This window comes from Sphingomonas sp. S-NIH.Pt15_0812, assembly GCF_003951315.1.
GTDB lineage: Bacteria > Pseudomonadota > Alphaproteobacteria > Sphingomonadales > Sphingomonadaceae > Sphingomonas.
This window is the reverse complement of the sequence record NZ_QLJH01000010.1, coordinates 87138-100027: the sequence shown is the minus strand read 5'-3', so window position 1 is coordinate 100027 and position 12890 is coordinate 87138. Positions and strand designations below refer to the sequence as shown.

12 protein-coding genes and 1 riboswitch are annotated in these 12890 nt (G+C 68.7%); of the genes, 8 read left to right on the top strand and 4 right to left on the bottom strand.

Going from position 1 to position 12890, the window contains the following annotated elements; all coding sequences use genetic code 11:
* Positions 1-50: 50 nt before the first annotated feature.
* Both BRX43_RS08880 and BRX43_RS08875 read right to left on the bottom strand, forming a co-directional pair.
* Positions 51-1628 (bottom strand): tryptophan halogenase family protein, encoded by a 1578-nt coding sequence (locus BRX43_RS08880; protein ID WP_241214868.1) that lies wholly within the window; start codon positions 1626-1628, stop codon positions 51-53.
* Positions 1629-1734: 106 nt separating this feature from the next.
* The gene (locus BRX43_RS08875; protein ID WP_125994486.1) at positions 1735-2439 is read right to left on the bottom strand and encodes a DUF2490 domain-containing protein; all 705 of its coding nucleotides are present in this window, start codon (positions 2437-2439) and stop codon (positions 1735-1737) included.
* A 268-nt stretch (positions 2440-2707) separates the two neighbouring features.
* On the opposite strand from BRX43_RS08875, the gene BRX43_RS08870 reads away from it, so the two are divergent.
* The 5 genes from BRX43_RS08870 (at position 2708) to BRX43_RS08850 (ending at position 7690) form a co-directional block, all read left to right on the top strand.
* On the top strand, positions 2708-5656 hold the full coding sequence (locus tag BRX43_RS08870; protein ID WP_125994485.1) for a TonB-dependent receptor: 2949 nt from the start codon (positions 2708-2710) through the stop codon (positions 5654-5656).
* Positions 5657-5880: 224 nt separating this feature from the next.
* On the top strand, positions 5881-6306 hold the full coding sequence (locus BRX43_RS08865; RefSeq protein ID WP_206433162.1) for a helix-turn-helix transcriptional regulator: 426 nt from the start codon (positions 5881-5883) through the stop codon (positions 6304-6306).
* Positions 6307-6350: 44 nt separating this feature from the next.
* On the top strand, positions 6351-6710 hold the full coding sequence (locus tag BRX43_RS08860; RefSeq protein WP_125994484.1) for a hypothetical protein: 360 nt from the start codon (positions 6351-6353) through the stop codon (positions 6708-6710).
* A gap of 33 nt (positions 6711-6743) precedes the next feature.
* A complete protein-coding gene (locus BRX43_RS08855) occupies positions 6744-7157 on the top strand; it encodes a hypothetical protein (protein ID WP_125994483.1) in 414 nt (137 codons plus the stop codon).
* Between the two features lie 110 nt (positions 7158-7267).
* On the top strand, positions 7268-7690 hold the full coding sequence (locus BRX43_RS08850) for a winged helix DNA-binding protein (RefSeq protein ID WP_241214867.1): 423 nt from the start codon (positions 7268-7270) through the stop codon (positions 7688-7690).
* A gap of 1 nt (position 7691) precedes the next feature.
* Here BRX43_RS08850 and BRX43_RS08845 read toward each other — a convergent pair whose 3' ends face one another.
* Positions 7692-9347, bottom strand: a complete 1656-nt coding sequence (locus tag BRX43_RS08845) for an NAD(P)/FAD-dependent oxidoreductase (RefSeq protein ID WP_125994481.1) — start codon at positions 9345-9347, stop codon at positions 7692-7694.
* Positions 9348-9460: 113 nt separating this feature from the next.
* Here BRX43_RS08845 and BRX43_RS08840 point away from each other — a divergent pair, with 113 nt between their 5' ends.
* A complete protein-coding gene (locus tag BRX43_RS08840) occupies positions 9461-10213 on the top strand; it encodes an SDR family NAD(P)-dependent oxidoreductase (RefSeq protein WP_125994480.1) in 753 nt (250 codons plus the stop codon).
* Between the two features lie 22 nt (positions 10214-10235).
* Positions 10236-10493, top strand: coding sequence for a hypothetical protein (locus BRX43_RS08835; RefSeq protein ID WP_125994479.1), 258 nt, complete (start codon positions 10236-10238; stop codon positions 10491-10493).
* A 247-nt stretch (positions 10494-10740) separates the two neighbouring features.
* Here the strand turns inward: BRX43_RS08835 and BRX43_RS08830 are convergent, their stop codons facing one another.
* Positions 10741-11193 (bottom strand): PEPxxWA-CTERM sorting domain-containing protein, encoded by a 453-nt coding sequence (locus BRX43_RS08830; protein ID WP_241214866.1) that lies wholly within the window; start codon positions 11191-11193, stop codon positions 10741-10743.
* 241 nt (positions 11194-11434) lie between these two features.
* Positions 11435-11674, top strand: a riboswitch (cobalamin riboswitch).
* A 176-nt stretch (positions 11675-11850) separates the two neighbouring features.
* On the opposite strand from BRX43_RS08830, the gene cobW reads away from it, so the two are divergent.
* The gene (gene cobW, locus BRX43_RS08825; protein WP_125994478.1) at positions 11851-12888 is read left to right on the top strand and encodes a cobalamin biosynthesis protein CobW; all 1038 of its coding nucleotides are present in this window, start codon (positions 11851-11853) and stop codon (positions 12886-12888) included.
* Positions 12889-12890: the final 2 nt, after the last annotated feature.

Sequence of the window (12890 nt, the reverse complement as noted above, 5' to 3'; positions counted from 1 at the left end):
GATGGCGGGGCGGCCTTCGTTGCCAGCCCCTTCTTCGCACGCCGCCCCGTTCAGTCCCGCACCGCCCGCGCCAGGAACGTCTCGTGTGGCTCGGCCAGCGCCACCGTGTCGGCGATTGACGCCTTCATCCGCGTGATCGCCGCCTGCACATCGTCGACGGAGAAATGGTCGGCCATCGGATCATGCGCCGTCGCCTCGACACCGAGGCCGGCATAGAGGGACAGCCAGCTCGAATCCCCGAACGTTTCGCCATCATATTGGACCAGATGGCCGCGCGCGCGGAACAGGCGCAGCTTGTGCGCCAGCATCGGCGGCAGCGCGGTGCCGCGACGCTCGTCCCAAAAGGCTTCGCCGTGCCGGGCATTGGCGGCATAATGCAGCACCAGGAAGTCACGCAGCCGGTCATATTCCAGCGCGGTGACGCGGTTATATTCGTCCGCCAGCGCAGGCGCGCACCCGCGATCGGGGAAAAGCGCGAGCAACCGCTCGATCCCGCTCTGGATCAGGGCGAGGCTGGTCGACTCCAGCGGCTCCAGGAAACCCGCCGCCTCGCCCAGCGCCACGCAATTGCCCGCCCAGGCGCGGGTCCGGCGACCGGCGCGCATGCGCAGCAGCTGCGGTTCGGCCATCGCCTCGCCCTCCAGCCAGCCGGTCAGCGCCGCCGCCGCCGCATCGTCCGACAGATGCCGGCTGCTATAGACATGGCCGTTGCCGATCCGGTTCTGGAGCGGGATTCGCCATTGCCAACCCGCGGGCCGGGCGGTGCTGCGCGTGTAGGGATGGAGCGGCCCGGTGCGGACACAGGGAACCGTCACCACCCGGTCGCAGGGCAGCAGGTTGCTCCAATCCTCGAACGGCGTCTCCAATGCGCGGCCGAGCAGTCGTGAGCGGGGGCCGGTGCAGTCGAGGAACAGGTCGCCGGTGATCGTACGGCCGCCCGCCGTGTCGACCGCGCGGATCAGGCCGTGTTCGACATGGACATGGCTGACCCCGGCATCGACATGGACGACGCCTTGCGCGATCGCCCGCCGCATCAGGAAGCGGGCGAACAGGCCGGCATCCAGATGCAGCCCCCAATCGAAGGCCAGCAGATCCTGTTCCGGCCGGTCGCTCGGCAGCATGAACCGGTCATAGCGGGCCATGGCGCTCGCCAGGCAGAGTTCGGCGATCGGCAGCTCGTGGCCGGCCGCGCGCAGCTTGCGCCAATAATGGTGGAAGGCGACGCCGCGCGACCGCATCCCGTATTGGCCGAAGGGGTGGAAGAAGCGTCGGCCGGGACCGCGCCAGTCGACGAACTCGGTGCCCAGCCGGGCAGTGCCCTGGCAGGCGGCGATCACCTCCTGCTCGGCGACGCCGATCCCGCGCAGATAGGCCCGGATCGTGGGCGTCGTCGCCTCGGCGGTGCCGGCCACCTGGTCCTCGGGCGCCTCGACGATGGTGATCGACACGCTTTCCAGCTGGCGCGCGAGTTGCGCCGCCGCCATCCAGCCGGCGAGGCCGCCGCCGACGATCACGATCGAGCGAAGCGGCCCGCGCGGATCGTCCCCGCGCGCCGTCTCGTCATCCACCCTCGCACCCATGTCGTGCAGCATCCGGCCGCCTGCCCCTTTCACCGGGACATCCGCCATGGCCCGTCCAGCAGGCGATAATGGTCCTTAACGTGCGTTGGAAGCCCCTGCCCGCCCCCTGGCCCCCCGTGGCGTGCGTGCCGCGCCCCGGCGCGGTCGGGCGCGGTCAGTCGTGGAGCGAGGGGAAGCTCAGATCGTGCAGGTTGATGGTCAGCTGCGTGGTCAGCGCATGATCCATCTGTCCCGGCCGGCCGCCGCGTCCCGGGCGATACTGGTTGAGATAGCCGATATCGAGCGAGGCCTCGGTCCCGATGGGCAGCGTCGCCCCGACGATGTTGCGCATCCGCTCATAGCCGCTGCGCTGGCCCCAGCGGGTGGAATTGGGCAGGTAGAAGCTTTCATGGCTGGCGAACAGCGCCAGGCCGGGCGGTCCCAGCTTGTAATTGTAGCGGATCAGCGGGCGGATGCGGATGCCGACCCCGCCGGACTGCGTGCTGAAACGCTCGTCGATGCGGAACCGGGTCGCGAAGGGGCCGAAGCTGCCGACCAGCTGCTGGCGCAACCGGTCCTCGTTGGTGCCGCTGCTGCCGTTATGCGCGCCGACCTTGCGATAGCCGACCCCCAGTTCCAGCCCGCGCACCAGCTTGCGCGACACCAGCACGCCGAATTCGGACTGGTAGAGCCCGTCCTGCCGTTCGCTGACCCGCGCGATCTGCTCCAGCGTCACGCGGGTGCGCTTGGCCACCGGCACCGCGGTGTTGATCTGGAACCAGATCTGCCCGTCCTGCGTCTGCGCCGCCGCCGTTTGGGATAGCGGGACCAGCGCGCCGAAGAGGGCAGCCGACGGGATGCGGGACAGGAACGAGGTCACGAGCGGCGCTTTCGGTTCAGGAAGGCGCCGCCCTGTCAGCGAATCGCCGCCGCATCAATCGCCAACTGCGGCGCCCAATCACCGCCTTATTCTCGCCTGATTAGTGCCATTATATATTATACAAACAAATCAATGTGTTGCGTATTTGCGTCAGGATTCGTTCAAAATGGCGCGATATCGTCGGCGACATGACAATATTATTGCCATGTCGCGTCTCATGCGACTGAAACAGAAAGGTAAATCACGCATATCGATCGAAGGAACCGCATTGTCCCGTAAGCTGCTCCTCAGCGCGACCGCCCTGGCGGCGGGCATCCTGTCCGCCCCCGCCTTCGCGCAAGACGCCGGCACCACCCCGCAGGTGCAGGACCAGGCCACCGATTCCGCCGCGCAGGACCAGGCCGAGCAGGCCGGCAATAGCGAGGCGATCGTCGTCACCGGTTCGCGCATCCGCCGCCCCGATCTGGAGTCCGCCTCGCCGGTCGCGGTGATCGACGCGCAGCAGATCCAGTCGCAGGGCATCGTCAACACGCAGGACCTGCTCCAGAAGCTGCCGCAGATCGGTATTCCCGGCCTCAGCCGCACCAACAGCAACTTCCTGACCACGGGCAACGGCGTCGCGACGCTCAACCTGCGCAACCTGGGGGATTCGCGCACGCTGGTGCTGGTCAACGGCCGCCGCTTCGTGCCCGGCGTCGCCGGCACCTCGATCGTCGACGTCAACAACATCCCGGCTGATTTCGTCGAGCGGATCGACGTCGTCACCGGCGGCGCGTCGTCGATCTACGGGTCGGACGCGATCGCGGGCGTCGTCAACTATGTGCTGCGGACCGACCTGCAGGGCGTGGTCGCCCGTGCGCAGTACGGCATCACCGACAAGGGCGACAATCCCAACTACACCGCCAGCATCACCGCCGGCACCAAGTTCGGCGCGGACGATCGCGGCTCGGTGATCGTCAACGGCACCTATTCGAAGGATCTGGGGCTGTTGTCGCGCAAGCGCGCCATCTCCGCCCAGGATTGCTCGGCGGCGGGCTGCGGCCCCCAGTCCTACAGCTCCTACCCGGCGCAGGGCCGGTTCCAGTTCTACAACGGCGATTCGGCTTCGGGCACGGCGGGTGGCGTCGGCAGCGACATCTTCACCTTCAACCCCGACAATTCGGTCGTTCGCGGCTTCCCGACCGGCTACGGCTTCAACCGCAACAATGTGCGTCGCATCTCGACCCCGGTCGAGCGCTACCTGGCGGCGGCGTCGGCGCAATATGAGTTCAGCCCGGCGGCGACGCTGTTCCTGGAGGGCACCTACGCCAAGACCAAGTCCAGCTCGCAGATCGAGGCGCTGGCGCTGGATTCGTTCAACGACATCGGCGGCTTCTCCGCGGCCGGCTATTCCATCGACAATCCGTACATCCCGGCGGCGATCCGCCAGCAGATCATCGCGCGCAACAGCGACGGGATCGCGTCGAACGACGTGACCTCGATCGAATTCCGCCGCCGCCAGAACGAGGTGTTCAGCCGCAGCAACCGCAACGACCGCGACACCTTCCGCGTCGCCGGCGGTCTGCGCGGCGACATCGCGCCCAAGTGGAGCTACGAAGCCTCGGCGGTCTATGGCCAGCTCAAGGAAGTGACGAGCAGCCAGGACATCAACATCCAGCGCTATGCCCAGGCGCTCGACGCGGTGACGGATGCGTCCGGTTCGATCGTCTGCCGCGATGCGGCCGCGCGCGCGGCGGGTTGCGTGCCGATCAACCTGTTCGGCTACGACACCGCCAGCCCGGCCGCCTCGGCCTATGTCCGGTCGGAACTGCCGCGCCAGGTCAACATCAAGAACACGCAGTTCGTCGCCAATGCCAGCGTCAACGGCTCGCTGTTCGCGCTGCCCTATGGTGACCTGCAGGTCGCCTTCGGCGGCGAATATCGCCGCGAGAAGAGCAGCGAGGACTGGGACGCGCTGACCAATGCCGGCCTCAACTCCGGCAACCAGACGCCCGACACGGTCGGTTCGTTCAACGTCAAGGAGCTGTTCGGCGAAGTCGACGTGCCGCTGCTCAAGGGCCTGCCGTTCGTCGAGTCGCTCAGCATCCAGGGCGCGGCGCGCTACTCGGATTACTCGACCATCGGCCGGGTGTTCAGCTGGAATGCGGGCGGCGAATATTCGCCCGTCCGTGGCCTGCGCTTCCGCGGCAACTACGCCATCGCGAATCGCGCGCCGAACATCGGCGAGCTGTTCTCCTCGGCGTCGGAGACCTTCCCGAGCGTCAACGATCCGTGCGACGGCACCACCGCGACCTCGTCCGGCACCTATGCCGCGGCCTGCCGCGCCATCCCGGCGGTGGCGGCGGCGGTCGCCAATGGCGGCACCTTCCAATACACGCTGGCCGACATCCAGAGCATCAACGGCTTCGACGGCGGCAACCGCAACCTGTCCGAGGAAAAGGGCAAGACCCTGACCTTCGGCGCGGTGATCGCTCCCGACCAGGTGCGCGGCCTCAGCCTGACGGTCGACTATTTCAACATCAAGCTGGACAATGCGATCGGCATCGTGCCGCGCGCCACGTCGATCCAGCAGTGCCTGCTGACCGGCCTGCCGCAGTTCTGCAACAACGTCATCCGTAACCCGAACACCGGCCTGATCCGCACGGTGAACGCCCAGAACGTCAACATCGCCGACACCAAGACCAGCGGCATCGACGTCAACCTGCGCTATGGCCGTGCGCTTGGCCTGATGGACGACGACCGTCTGGACTTCAGCGTCCTGTACACCCACACCATCTCGTACAAGACGCAGGCCGATCCGTCGGCGCCGGTCAATACCGGCGTGGGCAATCTGGAGTTCGGCGGCGTGTTCCGCGACAAGGTGAACGCCACCGCCACCTATGCGGCCGGGCCGTTCAGCCTGAACTGGACCGTCACCTATCTCAGCCCGATGGTCGACACGGTGCGCGAGGAGTTCGCCGAGTTCGCCGCCGACCTCGATCCCGAGATCGCCTCGCACAACGAGATCGGCTCGCGCGTCTATCACGACGTGCAGCTGCGGGCCCGCGCCGGCGAGCACATGGATTGGTTCGTCGGCGTCAACAACCTGTTCGACCGCAAGCCGCCGAAGCTGGAGGACACCGTGTTCTACGGCAACATCACCGGCACGACGACCGCCGCCGACATCTACGACCCGATCGGCCGCCGCTTCTATTTCGGTGCGCAGGTCCGCTTCTAAGCATCGGTCTCCGATCGCCTCACAGGGGGGTGGACGGGCAACCGTCCGCCCCCTTTCCTTATGTGCCGCCGCCCCGCTGCGATCGATTGCGGCGGATGCGCGCCGGCCCTACCCCTGGCGGCCAAGCGCCTGTATCAGGGCCGAAGGTCCGGGCGATGAACCGGATGGATGAGCCGGGAAGCGGAAGACGGGTGGAGCAACGGTTCAGCGATATCACCGCCAGCATGGCGGTTTGCCTGCGGCTGGTGGCGCGTGGCATGTCGAGCAAGGAGATTGCGCAGGAGACCGGGCTGAGCTGGCAGACGGTCGACACCTATCTGAAACAGGCGATGGCGCGGCTGGGCGTATCCAACCGGCGCGAGGCCGCCCGGCTGTTCGTCGCGTGGGAAAATGGCGGAAATCCGCCATCCCAGAAATCGGAACCCCCATTGCCGGCGCTTGGCAGCCCCACGGAAGCCCCGGCACAGACGGGGTCGACCGATGGCGGATCGGCGGCCAGCCCGCGCTTCCTGCCCCCGGTCGGTGGGAGCCTGAACGACCTCAGCTGGGACCAGAAGACGATCAAGGCCCTGCAGGTGGCCGGCCTCGGCGTCGCCGTGGTGATCGCGCTGGCCCTGGCGATGGCGGGACTGCTCCAGACCTTCCGCTGACACTTGCACGCGGCGGCCGCCTGGGCCGCCTTGGGGGAATCATCATGCCGACCTTCCAGCCCAATGCCGGCGCCGTCGTCGCCGCCGACACCCAGAAGACCATCGCCGCCCTGGATGGCGCGCTGCTCGATTCGATGCGCATGTGCATGTCGTTCATCGAGGCGACGCAAGGGTCGGACCTGCCCGCCGCGCGCAGCCAGAAGGTGCTGCACTCGCTGTCGACCGGCATCGCCTCGGTGGTCGCGGGACGCAGCCAGGTCGTCTCCGCGATCCGTCACCTGAACGCGATCAAGCAGGGCAGCAACATCGCGCCGATGAACTTCGGCTGCCCCGAGGGCTGGGAGCAGATGGCGCTCGACGCCGGTCAGCCGGCGCCCCGCGCCGATCGCCCGATGCCCGCCTGATCCACGGCCGCCTGATCGACTGATCGCCGACGGATGCTCGTCGCCCTGCTGTTCTGGCTGCTGGCCCTGGCCAGCACCGGCATCGCCCTGTTCTATGGCGGGCGCGACGGGCGACGAGCCGCCTTCCTGATCCTGGGGGCGAGCGTGCTGACGATCGTCGCCAGCCGGATCGACCATGGCTGGCAACAGGTGGAAATCGCCCGGCTGGGTGTCGACCTGCTGCTGCTCGCCGGCCTGTACGCGCTGATGCTCGACAGCCGGCGCTGGTGGCCGATCTGGATGACCGGCTTCCACCTGGCGGCGGTGGCCAGTCATCTGGCGGTGGCGATCGCCCCGGCGTTCCTGCCGCGCATGTACCGCGCGATCGAGAGTTTCTGGGCGATCCCGGTGCTGCTCAGCCTGATGCTGGGGGTGGCGTTCGACGTCCGCCGCCACATTCGCGACTGATCCCGGCCGCCCCCCTCATACCCCTTCCCGGCCCCGTCGCCGGGCGTTCGAGAAGATGTAACGCGATGTCCTCAGCCATCATCGACAGTCCCGCGGCGCGTCACGACCCGATGGCCGGAGACGCCGCGGCACCGGCGGCCGACATCGACGCGGCCATGCCGGCGGCGGAGACGGAACCGGCGGTTGTCGACGCCGCGCCGCCTGGCCCACCGCCGAGCCTGATCCGGGCGCGCCGGGCCTTCGCCGCTCGCCGCCGCCGGCAACAGGTGTTCGGCGACCGCGCCGATCTGTTCGGCGAACCGGCCTGGGACATGCTGCTCGACCTGTACATCGCCCTGCACGAGGACAAGCCGGTCACGGTCAGCAACGCCTGCCTGTCGTCCGGCGCGGCGACCACGACCGGCCTGCGCTGGGTCGCGACGCTGGCGGAACGCGGGCTGGTCGAGCGGATTCCCGATCCCAAGGATGGCCGCCGCTACTTCGTGCGCCTGACCGCGGAAGCCTCGGCCCTGGTCGAACGCGCGCTGGAATAGGTCAGGCCGCCAGATCCTCCGCCTGCGGCACGGCGATGCCGGCCAGGGCACGTCCCACCGCCTCGGCGACCTTGATCCCGTCCACCGCCGCCGACAGGATGCCGCCCGCATAGCCGGCCCCTTCGCCCGCCGGATAGAGGCCGGTGGTGTTGATGCTCTGGAAGTCCGCGCCCCGCGTGACCCGGATCGGCGAGGAGGTGCGCGTCTCGATCCCGGTCAGCACCGCGTCGGGATGGTCGTAGCCGGGGATCTGCCGGCCGAACGCGACCAGCGCCTCGCGCATCGCGGCGATGACGAAATCGGGCAGGCATTTGGACAGGTCGGTCATCTTCACCCCCGGCCGATAGGAGGGGATGACGCTGCCCAGCTTGGTCGACGGCCGCCCCGCCAGGAAATCGCCCAGCCGCTGCGCCGGCGCGACATAGCCGCCACCGCCCGCCGCGAACGCCTTCTCCTCCCAATGGCGTTGCAGCGCGATGCCGGCCAGCGGCCCGCCCGGATAGTCGCGCGCCGGATCGATGCCGACGACGATGCCCGAATTGGCGTTGCGCTCGTTGCGCGAATATTGGCTCATGCCGTTGGTCGCGACGCGCCCCGGCTCGGACGTCGCCGCCACCACCGTGCCGCCCGGACACATGCAGAAGCTGTAGACGGTGCGCTCGTTCCTGCAGTGGTGCGACAGCGTATAGGCCGCCGCGCCCAGATCGGGATGGCCGGCGCAAGGGCCGAAGCGCGCCTCGTCGATCCAGCTTTGCGGATGCTCGATCCGGACCCCCATCGAAAAGGGCTTGGCCTCCAGCGCGACGCCGCGATCGTGCAGCATATGCGCGGTGTCGCGCGCGCTATGGCCCAGCGCCAGCACCACCGGCCCCTCCACCGCCAGCCGCTCGCCGGTCTGGAACACCAAGGCCCGCAGGGTCCGCGTGCCGTCCGCCGCCGTATCGATCTCCAGATCGTCGACCCGGTGCTCGAAGCGATACTCGCCGCCCAGCGCCTCGACCGTCGCGCGCATCGATTCGACCATCGTCACCAGGCGGAAGGTGCCGATATGCGGATGCGCCTCGGTCAGGATCTCCTCGGGCGCGCCGGCCTTGACGAATTCGGTCAGCACCTTGCGGCCGAGATGGCGCGGGTCCTTGATCTGGCTCCACAATTTGCCGTCGGAAAAGGTGCCGGCGCCGCCCTCGCCGAACTGGACGTTCGATTCGGGGTTCAGCTCGCTCCGCCGCCACAGACCCCAGGTGTCCTTGGTCCGCTCGCGCACCACCTTGCCGCGCTCGACGATGATCGGGCGGAAGCCCATCTGCGCCAGGATCAGCCCCGCGAACAGCCCGCACGGCCCCGCCCCGACCACGATCGGGCGCGGCCCGCGATAGTCCGCGGGGGCCCGCGCGACGAAGCGATAGCCGGTGTCGGGCGTCGGGTTGACGTGCCGGTCGCGGCGGAAGCGGGCCAGCACCGCCGCCTCGTTCTTCACCGTCACGTCGATCGAATAGACCAGCTGGATGTCCATCTTGTCGCGCGCGTCGTGCGCGCGGCGCGCGACCGTGTAGCGCACGAGGTCGCGCGGCGTGATCCGCAGCCGGTTGCGGATCGCGGCGGGCAGCGCCTCCTCGGCATGGTTGAGCGGCAGCTTGAGTTCGGTGATGCGCAACATGCCCGCTTCCTTAGCGTGCTGCGGGGCCAGCGGAAACCGGGAGCACGCGTCCCCATGGTTGAACTCTCCGGCCCGTTGGTCTTTACCCCCCGCGATACGGCAGGAGACGCGACATGGCACGGACGGCATTCATCACCGGCGCGACGGCGGGGATCGGCGCGGCGGCGGCGCGCGCGTTCGTGGCCGATGGCTGGCGCGTGATCGCGACCGGGCGACGCGCCGAACGGCTGGCGGCGCTGGCCGGGGAATTGGGGGCGGACAAGGTCCACACGCTCTGCTTCGACATCGCCGACCAGACGGCGATGGACGCGGCGCTCGGCCAATTGTCGCCGGAGGACCGCGCGATCGACCTGCTGATCAACAATGCCGGCCTGGCGCTCGGCACGCAGCCCGCGCACAAGGCGGACCTCGCCGCCTGGCATACGATGATCGCCACCAACGTCACCGCGCTGGTCACGCTGACCCACAAATTGCTACCCGGCCTGGTCGAGCGGCGGGGCGCGGTCATCAACCTGTCGTCGGTGGCGGCGACCTATCCCTATCCGGGCGGCAACGTCTATGGCGGCACCAAGGCGTTCGTGGAGCAATTCTCGCTGGGCCTGCGCTCCGACCTGCACGGCACCGGCGTGCGCGTGACCTCGATCGAGCCGGGCATGGTCGAGACCGAGTTCACCACGGTCCGCACCGGCGGCGACCAGGCCGCGTCCGACGCGCTCTATCGCGGCGCGGAGCCGATGACGGCGACGGATATCGCCGCGACGATGCTGTGGGTGGCGACGCTGCCGCCGCATCTCAACATCAACCGGCTGGAGCTGATGCCGGTCAGCCAGAGCTTCGCCGGCTTCCAGGTCGCGCGAAAGGATTGATAAGGCGGCCGGGAGACGGGGCGTGGCGAAACGCTATTACCTGACCGCGACCTTGCCCGACGGCTATGTGAAGACGATCGGCCCCACCGCCACCGCCTTCACCCATTATTGGCGGATCGTGGCGACGCTGGCGAACGGCAGGACCGAGGTGTTCTGGGGCCATACCAAGTCGCTGGCGGAAGCGAAGGGCAAGCGCGCGGCCCTGGCCGACGCCGCCCGTCAGCGCGGGTGGACGAACCATGTCTTCGAGATCGTCGAGGTGGAGCGCCGGGCGGGGTGAGGATTTGTGTGTTCCAGGCCAATGTCAGCGCCTTGACACAAAAACGCCTATCAAGAAGATGGCCATCAGTGGAAGCGACACTGCGATCCAATATCCTATCCCGATCGCGCGCATCCCGTAGAAAAGCGAAAGACCGAGCACGGGAACGGCGTATCGCCAGCCATTGGACCGAAGGTCTTCGACAAAGCCTGTTTTCTTCTTAGTCTCCACAAGACCCCTCCACCGTCCAAACGACTATCAGCCCGACTCACGGCTCGATATCGGCGTACGCCTGCTTGATCGCCCGGTCGAACCGCGCATTCGATCGGCGGACCTGGCGGCGGAGCACCAGCCCCAGCAGGCCGAAGCCCAGGATCATCAGCGCCCAGCCGGCCGGTTCGGGCACGGCGGCGATCGCGGCGGCGATGCCGGTCTTGCGTGGCGGGCGGGTCGCATTGGCGGCGGCCAGATCGTCATGCATCAGCGCATAGGCGAAGGCGTCGCGCTCGGTGACGCCGTCCACCGCGACATGGCCGTCGACGACGATACGGATCGCGTCGCCGCCATCCCGCGACTCGACCGGCGGGGCATCGGCGGTGAAGACATGCGAATGGCCGGATCGCGGCGGCGTGGTGGACAGTGTCGCCGCCGGGCAGGCCATGGCGATGCACAGCCCCAGCATCGCCAGCCATGCCATGATCACCGTCTTCACCGCGCGCACGTCCAATAGTCCCCAGTCGCCCGCGCACGCTCCCCAGCACCGCGTCGATCCGCAGCGATGATCTTAACAAGGCGTAAAGTCCACCGCTAATTCGGTCTTGCTCCGGGACGGATTCGCGCCTCTTCCGCAAAGCCCCGCCCTTCCAGCGACATGGCCGGATAGATCGCGTGCCGCATTCGTGGGTCCCCCCAGTTGGCACCGGCCGGTCCCTCGGCTAGAGGCGGCAGCGGGGCCGGTATCCGGTTCCATCGATCGCGTCGGTGCCCCGCCAAGGGGCTTGAATGGGAATGCGGTGCGAGGCGGCGACGCCTCCAAGCCGCGGCTGTCCCTGCAACTGTAAGCGGCGAGCGAGCGGCACAGGCCCTGGTCCCATTCGGGCGAGGGCGGCCACTGGCGGCGGACGGCGACGTCCCCGCCGGGAAGGCGTGCCGCAAGCGACGACCCGCGAGCCAGGAGACCTGCCGGCGCAATGGTCGCTCTTACCACGGTCCAGGGGATGGCCGCGGTACGGTGTTTCCGTCTGAGCGACGAATCCTTGCGGCCGGGGCCGCATCGGTGCGTGGCACGGGCGACTCCAGCGAGCGCCCGCCCGGTCCCACGCGCCGGCCGCACAAGGCCCCGTCCGTGTCGTTGCCAGGGCGCCCGCGCGGAGACACCATGACCGACCTTTCGCGTATTCCCGTCACCATCGTCACCGGCTTCCTGGGCGCGGGCAAGACCACTTTGGTCAGCGAGCTGATCCGCCGTTCCGCCGGGCGACGGCTGGCGGTGGTGGTCAACGAGTTCGGCACGCTCGGCATCGACGGCGAGATCCTGAAGGGCTGCGCCATCCCCGATTGCCCGGCCGAGAATATCGTCGAGCTGGCCAATGGCTGCATCTGCTGCACCGTCGCCGACGACTTCATCCCGACCGTCGAGCAACTGCTCGCGCTCGATCCCCGCCCCGACCATATCGTCATCGAGACGTCGGGCCTGGCGCTGCCCAAGCCGCTGCTCAAGGCGTTCGACTGGCCCGCGATCCGCTCGCGCATCACCGTCGACGGCGTCGTCGCGCTGGCCGATGCGGAGGCGGTGGCGGCGGGTCGCTTCGCCCCCGACCTCGCCCGGCTGGAGGCGCAGCGCGCCGCCGATCCCGAGCTGGACCATGACACGCCGCTCGCCGAGCTGTTCGAGGACCAGCTCGCCTGTGCCGACCTGGTGCTGCTGACCAAGGGCGACCTGGCCGGGGCGGAGGGGATCGCCGCCGCGCGCGCGACCATCGCCGCCACCGCGCCGCGCCCGGTGCCGGTGGTCGAGCTGGTCGACGGACGGATCGACCCGGCGGTGGTGCTGGGACTGGAGGCGACGGCCGAGGACGATATCGCCGCCCGCCCCTCGCATCACGACGGCGCCGACGATCACGAGCATGACGACTTCGACTCGCTGGTCCATCAGGCCGGCGAGATCGACGATCCCGCCGATCTGGTCGCCCGGATCGAGGCGATGGCGCGCGACCAGGACATCCTGCGGGTGAAGGGTCATGCCGCCGTGCGCGGCAAGCCGATGCGGCTGCTGGTCCAGGCGGTCGGCGCGCGCGTGCGGACCCAATATGACCGGCCCTGGCGGCCCGGCGAACCGCGCGTCACCCGGCTGGTGGTGATCGCCGAGCATGACCGGATCGATCCCGCCGCGATCGGAGCCGCGCTGGCCGGCTGAGC